20 protein-coding genes are annotated in these 23,283 nt (G+C 73.0%); 9 read left to right on the forward strand and 11 right to left on the reverse strand.

Going from position 1 to position 23,283, the window contains the following annotated elements:
* Positions 1–150: 150 nt before the first annotated feature.
* A complete protein-coding gene (locus AB0411_RS05050; protein WP_018092434.1) occupies positions 151–345 on the reverse strand; it encodes a hypothetical protein in 195 nt (64 codons plus the stop codon).
* Positions 346–540: 195 nt separating this feature from the next.
* On the opposite strand from AB0411_RS05050, the gene AB0411_RS05055 reads away from it, so the two are divergent.
* Positions 541–990 carry a YchJ family protein gene (locus AB0411_RS05055; protein ID WP_366415835.1) on the forward strand — a complete coding sequence of 150 codons (450 nt, stop codon included), beginning with the start codon at positions 541–543 and terminating at the stop codon, positions 988–990.
* 106 nt (positions 991–1,096) lie between these two features.
* On the opposite strand, the gene AB0411_RS05060 is transcribed toward AB0411_RS05055, so the two are convergent.
* Complete coding sequence (locus AB0411_RS05060) at positions 1,097–1,471, reverse strand: RNA-binding S4 domain-containing protein (protein WP_366415836.1); 375 nt, start codon at positions 1,469–1,471, stop codon at positions 1,097–1,099.
* Between the two features lie 170 nt (positions 1,472–1,641).
* Positions 1,642–2,748 (reverse strand): Ku protein, encoded by a 1,107-nt coding sequence (locus tag AB0411_RS05065; RefSeq protein WP_366415837.1) that lies wholly within the window; start codon positions 2,746–2,748, stop codon positions 1,642–1,644.
* Positions 2,749–2,778: 30 nt separating this feature from the next.
* Here AB0411_RS05065 and ligD point away from each other — a divergent pair, with 30 nt between their 5' ends.
* Both ligD and murJ read left to right on the forward strand, forming a co-directional pair.
* A complete protein-coding gene (gene ligD / locus AB0411_RS05070; RefSeq protein ID WP_366415838.1) occupies positions 2,779–3,726 on the forward strand; it encodes a non-homologous end-joining DNA ligase in 948 nt (315 codons plus the stop codon).
* 213 nt (positions 3,727–3,939) lie between these two features.
* Positions 3,940–5,508, forward strand: coding sequence for a murein biosynthesis integral membrane protein MurJ (murJ, locus tag AB0411_RS05075; RefSeq protein ID WP_437041426.1), 1,569 nt, complete (start codon positions 3,940–3,942; stop codon positions 5,506–5,508).
* Between the two features lie 18 nt (positions 5,509–5,526).
* On the opposite strand, the gene AB0411_RS05080 is transcribed toward murJ, so the two are convergent.
* Positions 5,527–5,958 (reverse strand): hypothetical protein, encoded by a 432-nt coding sequence (locus tag AB0411_RS05080; RefSeq protein ID WP_366415840.1) that lies wholly within the window; start codon positions 5,956–5,958, stop codon positions 5,527–5,529.
* A gap of 484 nt (positions 5,959–6,442) precedes the next feature.
* Between AB0411_RS05080 and AB0411_RS05085 the strand changes: the two genes are divergently transcribed.
* From AB0411_RS05085 to AB0411_RS05095, 3 genes are all read left to right on the forward strand, one after another.
* On the forward strand, positions 6,443–7,309 hold the full coding sequence (locus AB0411_RS05085) for an endonuclease I family protein (protein WP_366415841.1): 867 nt from the start codon (positions 6,443–6,445) through the stop codon (positions 7,307–7,309).
* Between the two features lie 142 nt (positions 7,310–7,451).
* Complete coding sequence (locus tag AB0411_RS05090) at positions 7,452–8,699, forward strand: D-alanyl-D-alanine carboxypeptidase family protein (RefSeq protein WP_366415842.1); 1,248 nt, start codon at positions 7,452–7,454, stop codon at positions 8,697–8,699.
* A gap of 292 nt (positions 8,700–8,991) precedes the next feature.
* Positions 8,992–9,195 (forward strand): cold-shock protein, encoded by a 204-nt coding sequence (locus AB0411_RS05095; protein ID WP_006601696.1) that lies wholly within the window; start codon positions 8,992–8,994, stop codon positions 9,193–9,195.
* Positions 9,196–9,348: 153 nt separating this feature from the next.
* Here the strand turns inward: AB0411_RS05095 and AB0411_RS05100 are convergent, their stop codons facing one another.
* Entirely contained in the window at positions 9,349–9,540 is a 192-nt protein-coding gene (locus AB0411_RS05100) for an antitoxin (RefSeq protein ID WP_086721658.1), read from the reverse strand.
* A 466-nt stretch (positions 9,541–10,006) separates the two neighbouring features.
* Between AB0411_RS05100 and AB0411_RS05105 the strand changes: the two genes are divergently transcribed.
* Positions 10,007–10,306, forward strand: a complete 300-nt coding sequence (locus AB0411_RS05105) for a hypothetical protein (protein ID WP_366415843.1) — start codon at positions 10,007–10,009, stop codon at positions 10,304–10,306.
* 21 nt (positions 10,307–10,327) lie between these two features.
* Here AB0411_RS05105 and AB0411_RS05110 read toward each other — a convergent pair whose 3' ends face one another.
* From AB0411_RS05110 to AB0411_RS05135, 6 genes are all read right to left on the reverse strand, one after another.
* The gene (locus tag AB0411_RS05110; RefSeq protein ID WP_366415844.1) at positions 10,328–13,372 is read right to left on the reverse strand and encodes an alpha-mannosidase; all 3,045 of its coding nucleotides are present in this window, start codon (positions 13,370–13,372) and stop codon (positions 10,328–10,330) included.
* A gap of 58 nt (positions 13,373–13,430) precedes the next feature.
* Entirely contained in the window at positions 13,431–15,515 is a 2,085-nt protein-coding gene (locus AB0411_RS05115; protein WP_366415845.1) for an endo-beta-N-acetylglucosaminidase, read from the reverse strand.
* A complete protein-coding gene (locus tag AB0411_RS05120; protein ID WP_366416301.1) occupies positions 15,512–16,741 on the reverse strand; it encodes a glycoside hydrolase 5 family protein in 1,230 nt (409 codons plus the stop codon). The genes AB0411_RS05115 and AB0411_RS05120 overlap by 4 nt, the downstream gene beginning before the upstream one ends.
* A 157-nt stretch (positions 16,742–16,898) precedes the next feature.
* A complete protein-coding gene (locus AB0411_RS05125) occupies positions 16,899–17,720 on the reverse strand; it encodes a carbohydrate ABC transporter permease (RefSeq protein WP_366416302.1) in 822 nt (273 codons plus the stop codon).
* 59 nt (positions 17,721–17,779) lie between these two features.
* Positions 17,780–18,745: a carbohydrate ABC transporter permease gene (locus AB0411_RS05130; RefSeq protein WP_366415846.1), complete on the reverse strand. Its 966-nt coding sequence runs from the start codon at positions 18,743–18,745 to the stop codon at positions 17,780–17,782.
* Between the two features lie 13 nt (positions 18,746–18,758).
* Positions 18,759–20,051, reverse strand: coding sequence for an ABC transporter substrate-binding protein (locus AB0411_RS05135; protein WP_366415847.1), 1,293 nt, complete (start codon positions 20,049–20,051; stop codon positions 18,759–18,761).
* A 316-nt stretch (positions 20,052–20,367) separates the two neighbouring features.
* On the opposite strand from AB0411_RS05135, the gene AB0411_RS05140 reads away from it, so the two are divergent.
* Together AB0411_RS05140 and AB0411_RS05145 are read left to right on the forward strand one after the other, a co-directional pair.
* On the forward strand, positions 20,368–21,546 hold the full coding sequence (locus tag AB0411_RS05140) for a LacI family DNA-binding transcriptional regulator (RefSeq protein ID WP_366415848.1): 1,179 nt from the start codon (positions 20,368–20,370) through the stop codon (positions 21,544–21,546).
* A gap of 151 nt (positions 21,547–21,697) precedes the next feature.
* The gene (locus AB0411_RS05145) at positions 21,698–23,224 is read left to right on the forward strand and encodes an SDR family oxidoreductase (RefSeq protein WP_366415849.1); all 1,527 of its coding nucleotides are present in this window, start codon (positions 21,698–21,700) and stop codon (positions 23,222–23,224) included.
* Positions 23,225–23,283 lie beyond the last annotated feature (59 nt).

The following is a 23,283-nucleotide window of genomic DNA, read 5'->3' on the forward strand; positions in this document are numbered from 1 at the left end:
GGCTCGGCGTGGGCGGCGAGCCGGCAGCGTGCTGCCCGGGAGCCGCCCGGACGGGAGGTGGTGCGGCCCGTTCGGGCGGGTCCCGTGGGGCGGCACCGGTCGGGGACTCCGGACGCCCCTGGGCGGACGGGAGCGGGACGACGGAAGGGACTAGATCTTGATTCCCCCGAGGAGGCTCGCCAGGCTCGCCCCGCCGGCCTTGATGCTGGGCGCGATGGCGGAGCTGGCGAGGTAGAACCCGAAGAGCGCGGAGACCAGTGCATGCGACAACTTCAGGCCGTCTTTGCGGAAGAAGAGGAAGACGATGACACCGAGCAGGACGACGCCGGAAATGGACAGAATCATGGGGGTTCTCTCCTGGGTGGTGGGGACGGACACCATGAGTCCTTCCAGCCTCACAGTACGTATCAAGCCACGAAAAGCTGCAAATGGGTGATTTGTCGTGGAAATTCCCTAAATGGGCGCAGCGTCGAGGCGTGCCCCTTCGGCGTGTGCTGGGCGTGTCCCGGCCCGGGGCCGCCGACCCGGCACAATCGTGGGGTGTCGAAGTCGAACAAGCCGATCAAGCCGAAGAACGCGCCGCGCCGCCCGGCCGCCGCCGTCACTGCCGACTCGCCGTGCCCCTGCGGACACGCCGAGGCCTACCGCGACTGCTGCGCCGCCCTTCACCAGGGCCGCGCCACCGCCCCGACCGCGGAACGGCTGATGCGCTCGCGCTACAGCGCCTTCGCCGTCGGTGAGACCGGATACCTGCTGCGCACCTGGCACTCGACGACCCGCCCCGGCGGCCTCGACCTCGAACCCGCCCAGCGCTGGACCGGCCTGGACATCCTCGGCACCACCGGCGGCAGCGCCTTCCACACCGAGGGAACCGTGGAGTTCCGGGCCCACTTCACCCTGCACGGCCGGGCCGACAGCCAGTACGAGAACAGCCGCTTCGTCCGCGAGGACGGCCAGTGGGTCTATCTCGACGCACTGCCGTCCGTATAGGAGCTGACCGCGGGGCGCGGGCGTCGGTCCCGGGGAGCCGGCGCGTGTCGTGACCGTCGCCGGCCCGGCGGCGACGCCTCCGCCGGGGCCCGCGGCCCGTTCCGGTTCAGAGCCCGCGCAGCTGGTCGATCTCGCGGCGGTCGCGCTTGGTGGGGCGTCCGGTGCCGCGTTCGCGTACCGCGATCACCGGGATCTCCTCGCGCGGCGGGGCCGGGGGAGAGTTGTCGACGAAGCACTCGGCGGCGACGGCCGCGCCCACCCGCTTGCGCACCAGCCGCGAGACGACCACGATCCGCTCCCGCCCCGCGTGCCGCAGCCGCACCTCATCGCCGTTGCGCACCCCATGTGCCGGCTTCACCCGCTCCCCGTTGACCCGCACATGCCCCGCGCGGCACGCCGCCGCGGCCAGTGACCGCGTCTTGGTGAGCCGCACGGACCAGATCCAGCTGTCGATGCGGGTGGTCCCCTCGTCTGAAGCCATACCAAGACTCTAGAACGGGCGGCCCGGCGCGCGGCAGAACGGGCGGTGCGGGGCCGGCGTGCGCGCCCCGCCGGGACCTCTCCCGCCCGGCCCGTCGTAACGCGTCCTCCTCGGCCGGCGGCCGGCCCGTCGTAGACGCCCCCGCCCGTATGCGCCCCCGCCCCCGACCGTCAGCCCGTCTTCCGGCCCGTCGCCTTCTTGGCGGTGCGCTTCGAAGCCGTCTTCTCGGCGGTGCCGGCGGACGCGGCGCGGGCGCCGCTGCCGGTCTTCTCGGCCGACGCTGCGCTCTTCTTCCGTCCGCCCGCGGCCTTCGGCGCGGCCGTCGCCGCCTTCTTGGCGGGGGTCTTCTTCGCGGTGCCCGACGCGGTCTTCTTCGCCGCCGGCTTCTTCGCGGCAGTGCCGCTCTCCTTGGCGGTGCGCGACCCGGCCTCGCTCTTCTTCGCCGCCTTCCGCCCCCGTATGGGCGTCACGGACGCCGACTCCGCCCCTGTGCCGCTCTCCCCGCCGCCGCGGGCCGCCCGGACGCTCTTCTCCAGGGCCGCCGTCAGGTCGATGACCTGGGCTCCGCTGTCCGGCGCCGCCGGGGCGGAAGGTTCCTCGCCCTCCAGTTTGGCGGCGACCAGCTCCTCGACGGCCTCGCGGTAGTCGTCGTGGAGTTCGGCGGGGTCCAGCTCGCCCAGGGAGTCCATCAGCGTCTCGGCCAGCGTCAGCTCGTTCTCGCGCAGCTCGACGTCCTCGGGCACCACCCCGTCGGCGGGCCGGATCTGATCCGGCCACAGCAGGGTGTGCATCACGATCGCCCCGTTGTGCGCCCGCAGCATCGCCAGCGACTCCCGCCCCCGCATCGCCACCTTGCCGACCGCGACCTTTTCGTGGTGCTCCAGGGCTTCGCGCAGCAGGCTGTACGGCTTGGTGGCGGAGGTTCCGTTGGGGCCCAGGTAGTAGGCCTTGTCCATCTGGAGCGGGTCGATCTCGGCGGGGTCGACGAAGGACAGGATCGACAGCGTCTTGGCGGTCGGCATCGGCAGCCGGGACAGGTCGTCGTCGGTGATCGGCACGATCGTCTCGTCGCCCGGCGGCTGATAGCCCTTGCCGACCTCCTCGTTCGGGACCTCCTTGCCGTCCAGCTCACAGATCTTCCGGTACTGGACCTGGGCGCCGTCCTTCTCGTGGATGCGCACGAAGGAGACCGACGAGGTGCGGTCGGTGGCGCTGTAGGTCTTCACGGGGATGGTGACCAAGCCGAACGATATGGAGCCGTTCCAGATAGATCGCATCTTTTGTCCCTTGTGTGGGAGTCTCATCGTATGTCGCCGATCACCGATGTGGAGGGGCGGCGCGTCTCGCTGACCAACCTGGACAAGGTGCTCTACGCCGAGACCGCCACCACCAAAGGTGAGGTGCTGCACTACTGCACCACCGTCGCGGGCCCCCTGCTCGCCCAGCTCCGGGACCGGCCGCTGTCCTTCCTGCGCTATCCCGACGGGCCGGAGGGCCAGCGCTTCTTCACCAAGAACGTGCCGCCCGGCACACCCTCCTGGGTGAAGACCTGCGAGGTCCCCCATACGACGTCCGGACCCACCCGGCAGGTCCTGCTGCAGGACCTGCCCTCCCTGGTCTGGGCCGCGAACCTGGTCGTCGAACTGCACACGCCGCAGTGGAAGTGCCAGGACCCGGGCATCGCGGACCGTCTGGTCCTCGACCTCGACCCCGGCGCCCCGGCGACCATCGTCGAATGCTGCACCGCGGCGCAGTGGCTGCACGACCGGATGACCGCCGACGGCCTGGAGGTCCACGCGAAGACCAGCGGCTCCAAGGGGCTGCACCTCGTCGTGCCGATCGAACCCGTCCCCTCGGAGCGGGCCACCGCCTACGCCAGGACCCTCGCCGCCGAGGCCGCGGCGGCCCTCCCGGACCTCGTCGTGGACAAGATGACCAAGGCCCTGCGCCCCGGCAAGGTCTTCCTCGACTTCTCCCAGAACGCCGCCGCCAAGACCACCGCCGTCGCCTACACCTTGCGCGCCCGCCCCACCCCCACCGTCTCCACCCCGGTCACCTGGGACGAGATCGCCGGGTGCACCGAACCACGGCAACTCGCCTTCCTCTTCGACGAGATCGCACCCCGCCTCGCGGAACACGGCGACCTGCTCGCCCCGCTCCTCGACCCCGATCGCGCCCGCCCCCTGCCCCGCAAGAAATCCCGGGGTGCGCCCGCCGCGCCCGATCGGCCCCGGTCCAGCCGGGGTTGGGCATAGGTTGGCGGCATGCTGGAGGGGACGCCGCACACGCCGCACGACACACTGCCGCTCCGTCTGCCGGACCGGTGGGCGGACGACGAGCCGGCCGACGGGCCGGCGCCCGGCGGCGCGGGGGGAGCAGACGGGCGGGCCGCACGCCCGGGGCGGCGCCGGCACGCCGCCGGCCAACGGGACGGCGGGAGCGGGGGAGTGCAGCGCTCCTCCCTCCTGATGGCACTGGGGACGGTGGCCTCCCGCGGCACGGGGCTGATCCGGCAGGTGCTCCAGGCGGGCGCCCTCGGCACCGGCCTGCTCGCCACCACGTACAACACCGCCAACGTCGTCCCGATGAGCATCTACACCCTGCTGATCGGCGGCGCCCTGAACTCGGTGCTGGTACCGCAGCTGGTGCGCGCCAGGGCCGAGCACGCGGACGGCGGCCGCGCCTACGAACAGCGCCTGGTCACCCTCGTCCTGAGCGTGCTGGCGGTGGGCACCGTGCTCTCGGTCTGGGCCGCGCCGCAGATCGTCGCCGTCTACACCCCCGACACGCCCGAGCACCATGCCGCCTTCGAGCTCACCGTGGTGTTCGCCCGCTTCCTGCTGCCGCAGATCTTCTTCTACGGCCTGTTCTTCATCCTCGGCCAAGTCCTCAACGCCCGGAGCAAGTTCGGCGCGATGATGTGGACACCGGTCCTCAACAACGTCGTATTGATCACGATGTTCGGGCTCTACCTCGGCCTGCTGGCCGGCCCCGACCGGATCGAGGACATCACCCCCGGCCAGATCGACCTGCTCGGCATCGTCACCACCGCCGGCATCGCCGTGCAGGGGCTGGCCCTGATCCCCTTCGTCCGTGCCGCCGGCTTCCGCTTCCGGCCGCGCTTCGACTGGCGCGGCACCGGTCTGCGCAAGAGCGTCACGGCCGCCCGCTGGACCCTGCTGTTCGTGCTCGCCAACCTCGCCGCGATGGTCGTCGTCACGCACTACGCCACCGCGGCGGACCAGCAACTCCCCACCGCAGGCGTCGGATACACCTCCTACAGCTACACGCAGACCATCTGGACGCTGCCGCAGTCGATCGTCACCGTCTCGCTGGTGACGGCGCTGCTGCCGCGGATGAGCCGGGCGGTCGCCGAGAACCGCCTGGACGAGCTGCGCGGCGACCTCTCCCGTGCGCTGCGCGTCAGCGGCGTCGTCATCGTCCCGGCCGCGTTCTTCTTCCTCGCCCTCGGCCCGCAGACCGCCCGACTCCTGTTCGCGCACGGCACGGTGGACGTGGCGTCGGCCGTGCCCGCCGGGCACATGCTGCAGGCCTTCGGGCTCGGACTGATCCCGTACTCGGCCCAGTACCTGCTGCTGCGCGGCTTCTACGCCTTCGAGGACACCCGCACGCCGTTCTGGACGGCCGTCGCGATCGCCGCCGTCAACATCGCCCTGGCCACCGCGTGCCATCTGCTGCTGCCCGCCCGCTGGGCGGTCACCGGGATGGCGGCCGCCTACGGCGTCGCGTACGGCATCGGGCTGGTGGTCACCGCGCTGCTGTTGCGCCGACGCCTCTCGGGACGTCTCGACGGCCGCCGCCTGTGCCGCACCTACGGCAAGCTGGCGACGGCCGCCGCCCTGGCCGCCGCGGCCGGCTGGCTCGCCGCCCGTGCCTGCTCCGGTGTGCCCGTCCCGGCCGGCTGGACCCCCGTCCTGGGCCTGACCGCCGGCGCACTCAGCATGGCCCTGATCTACCTGGCCCTGGCCCGGGCCCTGCGGATAGGCGAGCTGCGCAGCCTGCCCGGCCTGCGGTGACCCGGGCGGCGACGGCCCTCACACCGCGCGCGACCGCGGCCAGGACGCCTGCGTGGCGGCGGCCAGCCAGCCGATGACGGCACCGACCGTGGTGTCGCCCAGGCTCGCGATCTCCGCCAGGGCGGCCAGGTCCCCGTCGGCCGGCGCCACACCGGCCGCGGTCAGGGCGGCGTGCAGCTCCAGCCGCCGGTGATCGGGCATCGCCACCGGCCCCTGCCGCTGTTCCGCGGGACGCGCGGGAGCGGTCAGGCCGTAGCGCTGCGCGGGCTCGAAGGACAGCCGGTCCTCCGGGCGGGGCGGCGGGAGGAAGGGGTGCGTCGCGTACGCCGACGGGTGCGGCGGTTCCTGCGGGTGTGCGGGCGCGCCGAGGCGCTCCTCGGGGCGCGGCGGGGCGAGCACATAATCCGGCGTCGCGCCGTACGGCGGGGGAGTGGGGCGGTAAGGCGACATGAGGGCCTCCACAACTCGCGGTCCGAAAGAGTTCACCAAGATTCGGCGAAGACTGTGTCAATGCTCCGGAAGCCGGACGGTGCCCTTCCGGTTGCGGGCGGGGCGAGAGTTCACCCGATGAGCCCAAGGGGCGTCGGCGACGCCGGGTACCGCGGCCGTATGCCACGGCCCTGACGGGCCGTCGTATGCATGCGGACTCCGGCCGGGTCCGATGTTGCCCGGCTCGCGCCCCGTCCAGCAGAATCCGTGTGGCGTGCAGCACTTTTGACGGGGAATCGGGAGGCTGCACGGGGTGGCAGTGCGCGGCATTTCTGGGGAATTCTGTGATTGCCACAGTGTGGTCACACAATTCTCTCCCGGTGTTCACGCCGTGGTGATTACCGCGATGGAAAGCTGCCTGCGGCCGTATTTCCCAACGGCCGGTGCGGGTCGTGCCCCACATTTTCGCGACCCGGCGCCACAATTCGGGGAAAGGACACCCTTCGTGGACAACAACCGCGTGAACCGTCGCGCCCTGACCGCGCTGGCCATGGCCGCCGGAACGGTGCTGACGGTGGTGGTCGGACAGCTCCCGGCCGGTGCGACGGCCGCTCCGGCCGCGGACCAGCGTGCCGCCGCCGCGTCCGCCGCCCAGCATGCGTCCCTATCCGCCGGCGCATATGACGACACGTACTACAAAGACGCCATCGGCAAGACCGGTCAGGCGCTCAAGGATTCGCTGCACCGGATCATCAGCACCACCCAGACCGGAAAACTGACGTACGACCAGGTCTGGGACGCCCTCAAGGACACCGACCAGGACCCCGACAACAGCGCGAACGTCATTTTGCTGTACAGCGGCCGGTCGCAGAGCAAGGACGCCCACGGCGGAAATCCCGACGACTGGAACCGCGAGCACGTCTGGGCGAAGTCCCACGGTGATTTCGGCACCGACACCGGTCCGGGAACCGACCTCCACCACCTGCGTCCTGAGGACGTGTCCGTCAACAGCGAGCGCGGCGACAAGGACTTCGACAACGGCGGAACCGAGGTGGAAGGGGCGCCGGGCAGCCGCACCGACGACGACTCCTTCGAGCCCCGTGACGCGGTCAAGGGCGATGTCGCCCGCATGATCCTCTACATGGCCGTCCGCTACGACGGCGGCGACGGCTTCGCCGACCTGGAGCCCAACGACAAGGTCGGCAACGGCACCCAGCCGCACATCGGACGGCTCTCCGTCCTGAAGCAGTGGAGCAAGCAGGACCCGCCGGACTCCTTCGAGAAGCACCGCAACCAGGTGATCTTCGACAAGTACCAGCACAACCGGAACCCGTTCATCGACCACCCGGAGTGGGTCGACTCGGTCTGGTAGGCCGCATCCGGCAGCCGGGGCCGGGGCCGGCGGGCGTGTTGCCGCCGGCCCCGGCGTGCCGCGTACGGCAGTCGGGGCGCCCGCGCATCGGATGGCGTAGGCCAGCCAGCGCGGCGCCGGGGTCGTTTTTAGCGTGGGCCACATGTCGAGCGCGAGTTGGGTCCCCGTCAGAGTCGTTACCGCAGCCACCTTTTGTGCCGCGAGCCTGCTGGCCGTGCCAGGCCCGGCGGCCGCCGATGGCCCCCACGGCATCGACGACCTGCGGGCCGGCGCGCACGCGGGCCGCCCGGCCCGGATCCCCAACCGGCTGGACGGCCGGGGCGTGCAGTTCCTGCCCCGGCCGGACGTGCCGGAGCCGCCGGACGTCTCCGCCCTGTCGTGGATGGTGACGGACATGGCGAGCGGCAAGGTCCTCGCGGCCAAGGACGCCCACCGGCCGCTGCCGCCCGCCAGCACCCTCAAGGCGCTCTTCGCCGTGACGGTGCTGCCGAAGTTCTCCCAGGGCGAGGTGCACACCGTGTCCCTCCGGGACCTGGACGGCATCGAGGCGGGCAGCTCGCTCGCCGGCCTCAAGGAGGACCTCCCCTACCGCGTCGCGGACCTGTGGCACGGCGTGTTCCTCCGCTCGGGAAGCGATGCGGTGCACACCCTGGCCGGCATGAACGGCGGCTGGCACAAGACCATCGACGACATGCAGGCAACGGCGCGGCGGCTCGGTGCCCGCGACACCACGGTGGAGTCCGCCGACGGGTTCGACACGCCGGGCCAGTTCTCGTCCGCCTACGACCTGACGCTCTTCGGACGGGCCGGCCTGGCCGACCCCGACTTCGCCGACTTCGCCGCGACGAAACAGGCGGAGCTGCCGGAGGAGGGCGGCCCGGACTCCTTCGGCATGGTCAACACCAACCGGCTGCTGGTCGGCTCGCACGGCGTCAAGCCGTACGACGGCCTGATCGGGGTGAAGAACGGCTATACGACCCACGCCGGCAACACCCTGATCGCCGCCGCCCGGCGCGACGGCCGGACGCTGCTGGTCACCGTGATGAACCCGCAGTCCGGCAGCCGCAACGCCGTCTACGAGGAGACCCGCGCCCTGCTGGACTGGGGTTTCGAGGCGGCTCCCCGGGCCGCGGCCGTCGGGGTGCTGCCGGCCCTGGTGCGCGACGACGGCAGCGGTGTGACGCAGCCCGCCCTCCACCGGCCGCGGTCCCGTGGGCCGCTGCACAAGGCGGCCGTCGCGGCGCCGGCGGACGCCGAAGCGCCGGCCCGGAACTGGTGGCTGCTGTCCGCCGCCGGAGGCGCCGGGGTCATCGCCCTCGCCGGGCTCGGCACCGGTTGGTGGTGGCGGCGTCGCAGGGCGCGGACGCACGCGGACGGGGAGTCCGGCTGAGGGCGAGCCCCGCATCGCCGGGCCTCGCACATCCGTCCGATCGGTCAGGGATACGGAGGACGCGCGATGGCCTTGCCCGGTGAAGGGCGACGCGTCCGTCACGGTTGTGCCGGATGCCGGGCGTTGCTCGGTGTAGCGTCCTGATCAGCTGTCGTGGTTCCGAAGTGCCGGGCGCCCGTGTCGCATGCACGGGCGTCCTTGCTGTGTAGCGCGTCTCCGGACCAGGGCGATCACCTCCGGGGTCCGCAGCACGCGGAACCCGATTCGAGCCCCTTGAACGAAGGAGACGGATATGGCGTCCGGCACGGTGAAATGGTTCAACTCGGAGAAGGGCTTCGGCTTTATCGCGCAGGACGGCGGCGGTGCCGACGTCTTCGCCCACTACTCCAACATCGATGCCACGGGCTTCCGCGAGCTGCAGGAGGGCCAGAAGGTGACCTTCGAGGTCACCCAGGGGCACAAGGGCCCCCAGGCGGAGAAGATCCGTCTGGCGTAGGTCCGGCGGATCCGCCCTAGGCGCCCGTTCCCGGCCCGGGGGCGGGCGCCTGCGCATGGCGCGCGCCGCTCACCTCACCCGGTCGGCCGCCGGTGGCGGCCCCGGGCCACGGGCCCTCTCGGGGCGGACGGATCTCCGCCGGGGAGCGTGCGCTCAGGGCTGCGGCGGCCGGTCCTGGCCCTGCCCGCCGAACTGGTCCCGCATCTTGTCCTGGGCCGTGTCGACCTGACCCTTGTACTTGCCCTGGGTCTTGTCGTCGACCATGTCGCCGGACTTGTCGATGCCCTTGTCCGTCTGGCTCTCGTGGCCCTTCAGCATGCTCTTGATCTTGTCCATCATGGACATGAGTGGTCCTCCTCACCACGGTCCCCCACGACTCCAGCATCTCCCCCAGCCAGGTGATCTGCATCCGCGCGCCGGGGCCCCGCCGGGGCGGGCGCGAGCCACCCGGCAGGGCTATCGGTACGGGGAATCCGCTCGTGGCGTATTCCGGCCGCGCTACGGCGCGGGCGCCCGGAACCGGACGCTTCCGGTGACCGGATTCCGGGCCCTTCGACGCCGTCCGCGCTATAGGGGCGCCGTCGCCCGGGCCGGGTGTCCCGGAGCCGCTCCGGGCGCCGGGCGGGCAGGAGGGCGGCATCGGCGGCGGGCCCGGAAAAGGGGCGGTGGTGGATTCAGAGCTTCCCCCGGCAAGGACGGTCCTCCGGGTCCGGTTCACCCGGAGGGAGCAGTGCGCCCCCGGCGGTTGTCCGCGGGCGGCCGGTGCGGCGCTCGACGGGCACGGTCGTGCGGCCCGGCCGAGAATGCAGCGGTGAGCGATGAACACCGCAATGCCGAGGACGCCGCACCGCACGCCGTGCCGGGTGACGAGGAACGACGGCTCGCCAGGAAGGCGCTGGCCGGCCGTGCGCGCGACGCGGACGATCTGTCGTTGTTGATGGACATGCTGGGCCTGGACCCGGGCCGCGATCCGGACCACGAGGCGGCACACGGCCGTCCGCAGGGCCGTGGCCGGCAAGCCGGGCGCGGCACCGGGCGCGAGCGGCGGCAGGAACTGCGCCGCGACACCTGCCGCGACGCCGGCTCGCGCCCACGCGGGCCCGGGGTCTAGCCGCGTCCCGGGCAGCCGCCGCTACCGGCCCCGCACCCGGGACAGCCGTACGGTCACGATCTGGAACGGGCGGAGCCGCATCCGGACCGTGCGCCCCTGCCGGTCGAGCGCCGGGCCGTCCTCGACGGGGCGCTCCAGCAGATCGGTGACCGTGGCGCCGGCCGGCTCGAAGGCGGTGGTCAGGGTGGCGGTGGCGCGACCGCCGTGGGCCTCGTGGAGGCGGACGACCACATCGCCGCTGGTGTCGTCGGCGAGCTTCACCGCGGTGACCACCACCGCGTCGTTGTCGACGGTGACGAGGGGCGCGACCGCTGCGGCACCGGTGATCCGGCGCTCGGGCAGGTTGAGGCGATGGCCCTCGCGCACCGCGTCGCCGACGGCGGCGCCCGGGACCAGCGCATACCGGAAGCGGTGCCGGCCCTGGTCGGTCTCCGGGTCGGGGAACCGCGGAGCCCGCAGCAGGGAGAGCCGGACGGTCGTGGTGGTGCCGCGGTCGCCGTCCTCCCGGACGGTACGGGTGACGTCATGGCCGTATATCGCGTCGTTGACCAGGGCCACGCCCCAGCCCGGCTCCTCCAGGTGGACGAACCGGTGTGCGCAGGCCTCGAACTTGGCGGCCTCCCAGCTGGTGTTGGTGTGGGTGGGCCGGTAGAGATGCCCGAACTGGGTCTCCGCGGCATAGCGTTCGGCGTGCAGGTCCAGCGGGAACGCGACCTTGAGGAACTTCTCGGTCTCGTGCCAGTCGACCTCGGTGTCGAGGTCCAGCCGCCGCTGCCCGCGCGCCAGCGTCAGCGACTGCACCACGCGGGAGCCGCCGAACGTACGGGTGACGCGCACCGTCGCGGCCTCCCCGGAGACCTCGCCGAGCGCGACCTCGTCCGCCTCCGTCAGGTCGGTGACCACATTGCGGTAGTAGGCGTCCACGTCCCAGGCGTCCCACATGGCGGGGAAGTCCGGGTGGATCTGCAGCAGGTTCGCCGCCCCGCCGGGCGCCACGGTCTCGCGTCCGGCCACCCGGTCGTACGCGGAGACCACCAGGCCGCGGCCGTCGATCTCCACCCGCAGCGCCTCGTTGGTGAGGATGAACCCGCCGCCGCCGCGCGGCACGGCGGCCACCTCGGCCCCCTCGCGCGGTGAGGGGACCGCCACGGCACCCGCGGCGACCCCGCCGCGGGCGTGCGGCGCCGAGTTCACCACCAGCGCGGTGGTACCCCGGCCGGCCGCGGCGGCCACCGCGGCGGCGATGATGTCCTCCAGCTCGGCGGCGACGGCCGCGTAGGTCTGCACCGCCTCGCGGTGCACCCATGCGATGGAGGAGCCGGGCAGGATGTCGTGGAACTGGTGGAGCAGCACCGTCTTCCAGAGGCGGTCCAACGCCGCGTACGGGTAGGGGTGCTGCGCCAGCACGGCCGCCGTGGCCGACCACAGTTCGGCCTCCCGCAGCAGGTGTTCGCTGCGCCGGTTGCCGCGCTTGGTCCCCGCCTGGCTGGTGAGCGTCCCGCGGTGCAGCTCCAGGTACAGCTCGCCCACCCACACGGGTGCCCGGGGGTACTCCGCCTCGGCCTTCGCGAAGAAGTCCGCCGGCTTCTCCCACTCCACCGTCGCCGAACCGTCCAGATCGCGCAGCCGGCGGGCCTTGGCGATCATCTCGCGGGTGGTGCCCCCGCCGCCGTCGCCCCAGCCGGTCGGCGCGAGCGAGTGCCTGGCCGCCCCCTTGTCCTTGAAGTTCCGTGCCGCATGGGCGATTTCGCTGCCCGCCAGCTGGCAGTTGTAGGTGTCCACCGGCGGGAAGTGGGTGAAGATCCGGGTGCCGTCGATGCCCTCCCAGCGGAAGGTGTGGTGCGGGAACGCATTGACCTGACTCCAGGAGATCTTCTGCGTGAGCAGCCATTTCGACCCCGCCGCCCTGATGATCTGCGGCAGCCCCGCGGCGAAACCGAAGGTGTCCGGCAGCCACGCCTCCTCGTTCTCGATCCCGAACTCCTCCAGGAAGAACCGCTTCCCGTGCACGAACTGGCGCGCCATCGCCTCCGACCCGGGCATATTGGTGTCCGACTCCACCCACATCCCACCCGCCGGCACGAACCGCCCCTCCGCGACCGCCTTCTTGACCTTGGCGTAGACCTCGGGCCGGTGTTCCTTGAGCCAGGCGTACTGCTGCGCCTGCGACATGGCGAACACGAACTCCGGCTCGTCCGCGAGCAACGCCGTCATGGAGGACGCCGTACGGGCCACCTTCCGCACCGTCTCGCGCAGCGGCCACAGCCACGCCGAATCGATATGCGCATGCCCCACCGCGCTGATGCGGTGTGCGGAGGCCCCGGCCGGCGCGGAGAGCACGCCGCGCAGTTCCGCACGGGCCGCCGCCGCCGTCGCGTTGACGTCCTGAAGATCCACGGCGTCCAGCGCCCGGCCCACCGCCCGCAGCAGTTCCCAGCGGCGCGGGCTGTCCACCGCGAGCTCCGCCATGAGCTCGCCCAGCACGTCGAGATCCTGGATCAGCTCCCACACCCCGGTGTCGAACACGGCCAGATCCATCCGTTCCAGCCGGTACTGCGGCGCGCTGCCCGCCGTCTCCCGGTCGCCCAACGGGGTGGGCACGAAGGGGTGGACATCGAGGATGACGGGGTTGGACGCGGCCTCCAGATGCCACTCGACGCGCTCACCGCCGCGCACCGGCGCCCCCACCCGCACCCACTGGTTGCGCGGATTGAGCGCCTTGACGGGGGTGCCGTCGGGCAGATGGACCAGCGCCTCGCACTGGAATCCCGGCATCCGCTCGTCGAAGCCCAGGTCGAGCACCGCCTCGACGGTGCGGCCCGCCCAGGCCCGCGGCACCTCACCGCGGACCGTGAACCAGGTCGTACCCCACGGGGCGCCCCAGGCGTCGCCCACCGCCACCGGCGTACGGGGTGCGGCCAGGCCCTCGGCCACGGGCACCGGCTCACCCGGTGCGGCCCAGGCCGCGACCTGGAGGGGAACCGATTCCGGGTACAGCGCGGGCCGGATGCGCTCGTCCAGGACGCGCCGGAGGCGGGCTTCGGTCAGTGCGCGGTCGTCATGCATGAAGGAGGACTCCCCGGCGTCGAGGTGCGGGCGGTGGTGGATCGGTGACCGTCGTGGCTCACCAGGGCAGCTGGGTCCGGGACGGCTTCGAGACGGTGAACAGTTCGTGCACGGCGCGTACTTCGAGCCGGGCGGCCGGTTCGTCCCCCGCGCGCCGCAGGCCCGCCGCGTAGAAGGCGGTACCGCAGGTGCCGCCGAGGAACTCCCGTCCGTCCGGGAGCCGGCGGTACAGCTCGTAGTGGCGCACCGGGCCCGGTGCGCGCCGCCAGCCCAGCCGCACGGCCCTCGCCCCGTCCGTGGTGGCGGTGCCGGTGACCGTCAGCCCGCTGGGCGCGGTGGGGAGCGCGGTGGCCTCGCGGACCGCGAGCGCCCCCAGCCGCCAGGCCACCACCGTGCCCGCGCGGCCGGTCAGCCGCACCCCCAGGGCGTGCACGGTCCCCGGCCCGAGGGGCCCGAGGCGCAGGGAGACGGTGCGCCAGCCGCCGCCCGGCTCCAGGGCCCCGGCCGGCAGGAAGGAGTACGGGGCGGGCTCGCCCGGGGCCGGCGCCTCGCGCAGCGCGACGGCCGCCTCCACGGTCACCGGGCCCGAGCCCGGGTCGAGCCGATGGGTGAGGTCGAGCACCGTGGCGGCGCCCGACGGGAGCCGGGCGGGGAACAGCTCCAGGGTGGCGGGGGCGGCGAGGGCGCCCCGCACCAGCAGACTGCTGCCGCCGCGCCAGGCGTCGGCGAAGTCCAGGGTGACGTCGGGGCGTTGCCCCGGCGTGCGGACCGCCCAGCGCCGCGGTGGCAGCCGGTTCTGCAGGCCGAGGTGGTTCCAGGGCGCGGCGGAGGTGACCGTGCCGTCCTCGTACCAGCGCAGCCCGTGGCCGGTGTTGAAGGTGGTGGCGAAGGGCAGCGCGGTGAGCGTCGAGCGGTCGGCGACGGCGGTGGCCGGGGCCCGCCAGCCGCGGCCGGTGCCGCCCGGCCGGGTCGGATCCAGGCCCGCACCCGACCAGAACCGGTCGTCCGCGGCATGGAACTCGCCGGGGGCGCGCCCCTCGGGCAGGTGATGGAGGGTCCACTCGGGCCGGTAGAAGCCGTACGAGACGACATGAGCGCGGTCGGCCGGGACGATGGCGTCCCAGTCGGTGTCGGTGTCCCAGCCCGCGGCTTCGACATCGATCCCGGCCCACAACTCGTAGCGGCTGCGGCCCAGTTGCCCGGCCAGCCGACCCGAGTCCGCCAGCCGCCCGGCGTTCCACCGGAAGTCCACGAACAGCGAGTCGGCGACCGGGCCGGCCGCGTCCTGGAAGAACGGCTGGTTGAGCTCGTCGAGCGCACCCTGCCAGCCGACCTGCCCGGTCCGGTTCATGGCGTCGTACCACGTGATCCGCAGGCCGTGGCCGGCGCCCGCGGCGCGCAGCGCCCGCAGGAACGCCTGCATCTCGGCGGCCAGCGCGGCGTCACCGCCACCGGTCTCCGCGTTGAGGAACCAGCCGTCGAAGCCGTACACCGTCGCGACCTGCACCAGCTTCGCCGCCAGCGGGAAGCCGTCCGCCGCGTCGCGCTGCACCAGGTCGCGCGTCCAGCGCAGCCGCCCGCCGTAGGCGACCGGAGGGAGGAAGACCGTCCCCAGCACGGGGACGCCCTGGCGGTGGGCGGCATCGACGACCGGCGCGGTGGGGGCCAGGATCAGGCCCTCACCGGACGAGCCGCCCCAGAAGACCAGCTCATCGAGGTACGCCCAGTGGGTGGGCGCGTAGTGGTCCGCGGTCGCCGAGCCCTGCGACGGGTGGCCCGCGGTGGGGCCGAAGGCGGCGAGGGCGCTGATCCGGGCCTGGCCGGCGCGGGCCGTGGTGTTCGCCGCGACCGGGGTGAAGCGCCCGGCGAGCGGCACCGTCGCCGTGTTGAACGCCAGGTCCGGGTCGCTCCCGGGAGTCCAGGCGGCCAGGCTCCGCCAGGTGATGCCCTCGCCGGGCGTGCCCGCCGGCAGCGAGTCGGGGAACCAGTACGACGCGTACGGCTGCAGGGGGTCCGCCGCGCCGGGCCGGGGCAAGCCGGCCGCCGCCGCGCCGCCCCCCGAGGACGGGCCGAGCAGCGCGGCCGCCGTGCCCGCCCCGGCCAGCAGCACACGGCGCCGGGAGACGGGGGACGGTCGGCTCATGGGGTGCTCCTCCGGCGCGGAACGGACGACGACGGCCGGCGGCCGACCTCCTCGGGTGTGCGGACCTCGGTGATCCCACGGGACGCCAGATGAGCGGTGTCACGGGCGAGTTCGGCCAGCACCAGGGCCGGGCGGACCCCCTGGGCGGCGAGTTCGGCCCAGGCCTCGAAGACCGGGCCGCCGGGCGCGCACACCGACCGGTGGGGCGCGGCGTCGCCCCCGCCGACGTCGGCCACCAGCGCGGTGCTGCGGACCGGCGGACGGTGCGCACGGCCGCGCCGGTCCGCGATCAGCGCCGCCAGCGCCCTCCCCGCGGGCTTGACCGTACGGTCGGCGGTGAGCAGCCCCAGCCCGTACTCCAGCTCGGGGAAGTCCGCCAGGGACCGCGGCACGTCGTGCGAGCACCACCAGGTGATGCCCCACAGGTCCGGGCAGTCCAGCGCGCCCGCGACGGTGGCCTCGGTGAACCGCGCCGAGTGCCCCTCGGGGATGTGCGGCGCGGGCGCGCCGACCTCCTGGAGCCACACCGGGCGGTGCGGGTCCCTCGCCCAGGCCTTGGCGAGCTCGACGAGGTAGGCGGCGTGCTGCTCGGTGGCGGTGCCGGCGGGGCCGTGCAGCTGGGCGGTGCCGTTGAACACCCAGGAGTGCACGGCCGTGACGGCGCCCAGCCGGGCCGCCTGGGCGGGGGTGAAGGGGTGGCCGTCCTGGTACCAGGCGGCATCGTAGGCGGCGTGCAGATGCATCCGCCCGGGGGCGCCCCGCTCGCACGCCGCGAGCATCCGCTCCAGCCAGGCCGTGGCCTGCGCGGCGGTGATCCGGTCGGGGTCCGGGTGCGGGGCGTCGGAGAACTGGTTGACCTCGTTGCCGAGCGTCATCCCGAGGAAGTGCGGCCGGTCGGCGAGCGCGGCCGCCAGCGTCCGCAGGTACTCCTCCTGGCCCGCCAGGACCTCGGGGTCGGTGAAGAGGTTGCGGCGGTGCCAGGTCCGCGTCCAGGAGGGCAGGAAGTCGAAGCTCGACAGATGGCCCTGCAGCCCGTCGACATGGACGTCGAGGCCGCGTTCGGCCGCGGCGTCCGCCAGGTGCACCAGCTGCTCCACGGCGCGCGGCCGGATCAGGGTGCGGTTGGGCTGGAACAGCGGCCAGAGCGGGAAGACCCGGATGTGGTCCAGGCCGAGGGCGGCGAGGGAGTCGAGGTCGGCGCGTACGGAGTCCAGGTCGAAGTCCAGCCAGTGGTGGAACCAGCCCCGGGTGGGCGTGTAGTTGACCCCGAAGCGTGGCGGGGGCGCATGGCCGGGCGTGGCGTCGGGGCACGGGCGCGCCGGGTGGCGGGTGGTGTGCGGCACGGGCAGGGACCCTCCGGTGAGTGGGAGCGGTGCGGGGCGGTCAGCCTTTGACGGCGCCCTCGCCGACACCGCGGAAGAAGGAGCGCTGCAGACAGGCGAACAGCACGATCAGCGGGAGCACGGCGATCACGGTGCCGGCCGCGACCAGCCGCTGGTTGTCGGCGAAGGTGCCGTGCAGGAAGTTCAGGCCGATGGTCAGGGTGAACTTCGACTGGTCGCTCAGCACGATCAGCGGCCACAGGAAGTCGTCCCAGGCCCCCATGAAGGCGAAGATCGCCACCACCGCGAGGGTGCCGCGGACCGACGGCAGCGCGATCCGCAGGAACCGCTGCCAGGCGTGCGCACCGTCGACGTACGCGGCCTCCTCGACCTCGTACGGCAGCCCGGCGAAGGCGTTGCGCATCAGCAGCACGTTCATCGCCCCGATGCAGCCGGGCAGCACCACCCCGAGCAGGGTGTTGTTGAGCTGCAGTTCCCGCATCGTCACGAACTGGGCGATCATGATGCTCTCGACCGGCACCAGCATCGCCATGAGGAAGACGACCAGCGCGGTCCGGCGGCCCCGGAAGCGCATCCGGGCCAGCGCATAGCCCGCGAGCGCCGCGCCCGCGCAGTTGGTGAGCACATTGGCGAGGGCGACCTTGAGGGAGTTCAGCGCGAAGTCCCATACGGGGATGATCCGCGCGACGCCGCTGTAGTTGCCGAGCGTGACCTCGTGCGGGACCAGGCTCGGCGGATAGCGGTAGAGGTCCTCGCCGGCGCCCTTGAGCGAGGTGGACAGCTGCCACAGGAACGGGCCGATGGTCAGCGCCAGTACGGCGAGCAGCAGGAGGTAGCGCAGCAGCAGCTGCCACCGCGGCATCCGCCGCCCGTCGTGCGCGTGGCCGGCCCGCCGGTCCGGCCGCCGCCGGGTGCGGCTGCTCACCGGTCCTCCGTGCGGTGGGCACGCAGGACCAGCAGCATCAGGCCCAGCGTGAGCACGAACACCACCACGGACAGCGCGGAGGCGTAGCCGACCCGCCCGCTGAGGCCGGTGCCCACCTGCTGGACGAGCATCACCAAGGTGGTGTCCTCGCCGCCGGGGCCGCCGGTCGGACCGGCCATCAGGTAGACCTCGGAGAACACCTTGAAGGCCCCGACCGAGGAGAGCGCGGCCACCAGCACCATCGTGGAGCGCACCGCGGGGACCGTGACGGTCAGGAAGCGGCGCACCGCCCCGGCACCGTCGACGGCGCATGCCTCGTGCAGCTCCCGGGGCACGCCGGCCAGCGCCGCCAGGTAAATGATCATGTAGTAGCCGAGGCCCTTCCAGACCGTGACCGCCATCGCGCTGAGCAGCAGCAGCCACGGGTCGCTGAGGAACCCCACCCGGCCGAACCCCAGCCCCTCCAGCAGCGCGTTGATCAGCCCCCGGTCGTCCAGCAGCCACACCCAGATCAGACCGACGACCACGACGGAGGCGACCACCGGCGTGTAGAAGGCGGCCCGGAAGAAGGTGATCGCGGGTATCTGCCGCCGCACCAGCATCGCCAGCAGCAGCGGGAGCACCACCAGGAGCGGCACCACGCCGAGCACGTACAGCAGGCTGTTGCGCAGGCCCGTCCAGAACATGGCGTCATGGATCAGCTCCCGGTAGTTGGCGCCGCCGACGAACCGCCCGGGGGCGAGGGTGCGGGCATCGGTGAAGGAACCGGTCACGGTGCTCAGGAACGGGTACAGGCCGAAGGCGGTGACGACCAGCAGCCCGGGAGCGAGGAACAGCCAGGGGCTGGACGGCAGATGGGGACGGATGCCGCTGCCCTTCCGCGGCCCGGACGGCGGCGGGGGAGCGGTGGCCGGGGAGCGGGCCCCGGCGTCCCGGCCGCGTGGTGTCGTTGCGGTCTTCATGAGTGCCCCGGTCTCAGCCGGTCCCGAGCAGGCGGTTGCACTCGGCGGCCGCGCCGTCCAGTGCCGCCTTCGGCGACTGCTTGCCCTGCACCGCCCTGGCGACCGCATTGCGCAGCACCGTCTTCATCTGGTCGCTGAGCAGCACCGGGGTGTAATTCACCGCGGTCTTCAGCGACCTGGCCGAGGCCACCCGCACCCGGGTCGCGTCGGTGCCGTCCTCCTCGGTGAAGTACGGGTCGTCCAGTGAGCCCTTGGTGCTGGGGAAGATGGTGACCTCCTTGGCGAAGGCCATCTGGTTCTTCCGGTCGGTGACGAAGTGCGCGAACGCGACGGCCGCCGGTGTGACCTTGCTCCGCGCGTTCACCATCAGCCCCTGGACGTACATATTGGCCCTGCCGGTGTTGTTGACCGCGTCGGTGATGCCGATGTGCCGGTAGAGGCCAGGAGCCTCCTTCTTGAAGTTCTCCAGATCGTGCGCGCTGCCCGGATTCATGGCGACGGACTGCTGCTGGAACTTCCGCCCGGCGGACTCGGCCTGTGCGGTGAGGGCCTGCGAGTCCAGCGCTCCGGCCGCATAGAGCTCCTTGTAGTGCCGGAGCAGGGCGACGCCCTGAGGGCCGTTGAAGGTGAACTCCGTGCCCCGCTTGTTCATGAGGCGTACGCCGTAGCGTCCGAAGTCCTCGATCGACGGGGTGCCGGCGAGCATCGCGATCCTGCGGCCGCTCTTGCGCGCCATGGTCAGCGCGTCCTCGAAGAGCTGGTCGTAGGACGTCGGCGGTTTGTCCGGATCGAGCCCGGCCTTGGCGAAGAGCTCCTTGTTGTAGAACATCGGCCCGGTGTTCAGATACCAGGGGAAGGCATAGACGCCCGGCAGCCCCGGCATCCGCTGGCTCTGCCATGCCCCGCCGAGATACTCCCCGCGGTACTTTCCCGCCGCCTTTTCCAGATCGAGCGCGAGACCGGCCTTGGCCAGCGGATAGGCGAGATCCGGTGACACATTGACGACGTCGGGCAGGGTGCCGCCCGCGGCGTCCGCGCTCAGCTTTTCCGGATATCCCTCGGCGGGCTGGTCCACCCATTTCACCTCGGCGTCCGGATATTTCTTCTCGAAATCCGCGATGACGCGCTCGAAGTAATCCTTGAAATTGGCCTTGAGGTTCCAGGTCTGGAAGGTGACCTGCCCCTCGACCTTCCCCGACGCGCTGCCCGGGCCGCCGGATCCTCCTGGGGAACCGCACGCGGCCAAGGCGAGCGCCGAGGCGACCAGGGCCGCGGTGGCGGCGGCCGTTCGGCGGGGCATACGCATGACGGGCGGCTCCTTTGCTCGGAACGGACGCCGGCGTGCGGGGCGCGACAGGGTCGGAACGCCCCGGGGTCTCGGCAACCGAAAAGAGAATGCGGCGGGCTTACCGGTCGTTGAACCGGGTATTGCGCAGGGCCTTGGGAGACGATGCGGCAGACGCTACTAATGCGTTTTAGTAGGTGTCAATACCCCGGTGTCCAGCCTTCCGGAAGCGGCGGAAAACCGCTCCCGTCCAGATGCCCGTACGACGTTGACAGGCAGGTGCGCGCTGATCAGACTGAGCCGCACTAATGCGGTTCAGTACGAGGGGGAGCCCGCCATGACAGCGCCCGGTGAGGCGGCCAGGCCCCGACCGGCCCGCCGGCCGACGATCAAGGACATCGCGCGCCGGGCCGGGGTGTCGGAGAGCGCGGTCTCCTTCGCGCTCAACGACCGGCCCGGCGTCTCCCAGGACACCCGCGCCCGCGTCCGCCGGGTCGCGGAGGAACTCGGCTGGCAGGCCAACAGTGCCGCCCGCGCGCTGTCCGGCGAACGGGCCGGCGCCCTGGGGCTGGTGCTCGCCCGGCCCGCCCGGACCCTGGGCGTGGAGTCCTTCTTCCTCCAGCTCGTCTCCGGCATCCAGGAAGTGCTCTCCGCACGGAACATCGCGCTCCTCTTCCAGGTCGTCGAGGACCTCGATGCCGAGTGCGCGCTCTACCGCCGCTGGTGGGCCGAACGCCGGGTGGACGGCGTCCTGGTGGTCGACCCGCGCACCGAGGACCCCCGGCCACAACTGCTCGCCTCCCTCGGCCTGCCCGCCGTCGTCGTGGGCGGCACGGCCACGCCCGAGCGGGACGCCCCCGCACCGGACGGCCGCACCGAATCCGCCCCGAAGACGGCCGCGCCCGCACCGGGCACCGCCCCGCACCCCGCCGCGCCCGGACCGGCCGCCACCCCGCCCCACCCGCTGCTCGCCACCGTCTGGGCCGACGACGCCAAGGCCATGGCCCGGATCCTCGACCACCTCCACGGCCTCGGCCACCGCCGCATCGTGCACATCGCGGGGCTGCCCGGCCTCGCCCACACCGCCCGCCGGATCCGCTCGCTGCGCACCGAAGCGGCCCTGCGCGGCCTCGACCACCGGCACGTCCGCTCCGTCACCACCGACTACTCCGACGCCGAAGGGGCCGAGGCCACCCGCCGCCTGCTCGACGCCGCGAAGCCGCCCACGGCGCTGGTCTACGACAACGACGTGATGGCCGTGGCCGGTGCCTCGGTCGCCGCCGGGCGCGGCATCCCCGTACCGGGCGCCCTGTCGATCGTGGCCTGGGACGACTCGGCGCTGTGCCGGGTCACCCACCCCCGGCTGACCGCCCTCGTCCGTGACACCCCCGGCTTCGGCAGGCTCGCCGCCCACGAACTCCTCGCGGTCCTCGACGGCGGTCCGCCGCGGACCGTCCAGGGGGAACTGCCGCACCTGGAGGCACGGGAGAGCACCGGACCACCCGGCGCACCGTAGGCGGCCGGGACGGTGCCACCGCCGGGGACGCTCCGCGCCGTTCGCCCGGCCGGACCCGCCCCGGCCCGCGCCGTGATGCCCCGCGCCGGCGCCGGTGCCACACTTGGCGGGCAGGTCATCGTGCTGCCACCAGCCGGAGGAGGCCGTGCCCATGGCCGACAACGGCGAGGCCCCAGCACCGTCCGCCCACCGCCCGCGCGCCCTGGTCACCGGCGCCACCGGCTACATCGGCGGCCGTCTGGTCCCCGAGCTGCTCGCGGCCGGATACGCCGTACGGGCGCTGGCCAGGACACCGGAGAAGCTGCGCGACCACCCCTGGGCCCCGCAGACCGAGATCCTGCGCGGCGACGTCACCGACGAAGCGTCGGTCCGCGCCGCCATGGACGGCGTCGAGGTCGCCTACTACCTGGTGCACGCCCTGGGCAGCGGCCGCCGATTCGAGGACACCGACCGCACGGCCGCGGAGATCTTCGCGCGACGGGCCCGCGCCGCCGGCGTCCGCCGCATCGTCTACCTCGGCGGACTCGGTCCCCGGGGCGTCCCCGAGCAGGATCTGTCGCCCCACCTCCGCTCCCGCGCCGAAGTGGGAGACATCCTGCTGGCATCCGGCGTGCCCACGGCCGTCCTGCGCGCCGCCGTCATCATCGGCTCCGGCTCGGCCTCGTTCGAGATGCTGCGCTACCTCACCGAGCGATTGCCCGTCATGGTCACCCCCAGCTGGGTGCGTACCCGGATCCAGCCGATCGCCGTCCGCGATGTGCTGCGTTACCTGGTGGGCTGCGCCCGCCTCCCCGAGGACGTCAGCCGCACCTTCGACATCGGCGGCCCCGACATCCTCAGCTACCGCGACATGATGCAGCGCTACGCCCGGGTCGCCGCACTGCCCGAACGGCTGATCCTCCCCGTCCCCATGCTCACCCCCCGCCTGTCCAGCCTCTGGATCGGACTGGTCACCCCGGTACCCCCGGGCCTGGCCCGCCCGCTGGCCGAATCGCTGCGCTACGAGGTCGTCTGCCACGAGCACGACCTCACCCGCTACGTCCCCGACCCGCCGGGCCACCCCATCGCCTTCGACGAGGCGCTGGAACTGGCGCTGCGCCGGGTACGGGACGCCGAGGTCACCACCCGCTGGTCCAACGCCGCGGTGCTCGGCGCCCCGAGCGATCCGCTGCCCACCGACCCCGACTGGGCCGGCGGCAGCCTCTACACCGACCGGCGGGAGCGGACCGTGGACGCCCCGCCCGAGGTGCTGTGGCGGGTGGTCGAAGGCATCGGCGGCGACAACGGCTGGTACTCCTTCCCGTTCGCCTGGTCGGTGCGCGGCTGGCTGGACCGGCTGGTGGGCGGGGTGGGGCTGCGCCGCGGCCGGCGGGACGCGGGCCGGCTCCGGGTCGGTGACTCGCTCGACTTCTGGCGCGTCGAGGAGGTCGTGCCGGGCCGGCTGCTGCGGCTGCGCGCCGAGATGCGGCTCCCCGGCCTGGCCTGGCTGGAGCTGACGGTCGGCCGCGACGCCCGGGGCCGCACGCTCTACGGCCAGCGGGCCCTGTTCCACCCGCACGGACTGACCGGCCACGCGTACTGGTGGTCCATCTCGCCGTTCCACGCCGCGGTGTTCGGCGGGATGGCCCGCAACATCGCGGCCGCCGCGGCGGCCGAGCACCACCGCCGGCCGGCGTGAGCCGCCCGGAGGGCGCGGCGGGATCCGCGGCCGCTCCCGCCGGACGCCGGCGCGCTCGG

The organism is Streptomyces angustmyceticus (genome assembly GCF_040701845.1).
Classification (GTDB): Bacteria; Actinomycetota; Actinomycetes; order Streptomycetales; family Streptomycetaceae; genus Streptomyces; species Streptomyces angustmyceticus_A.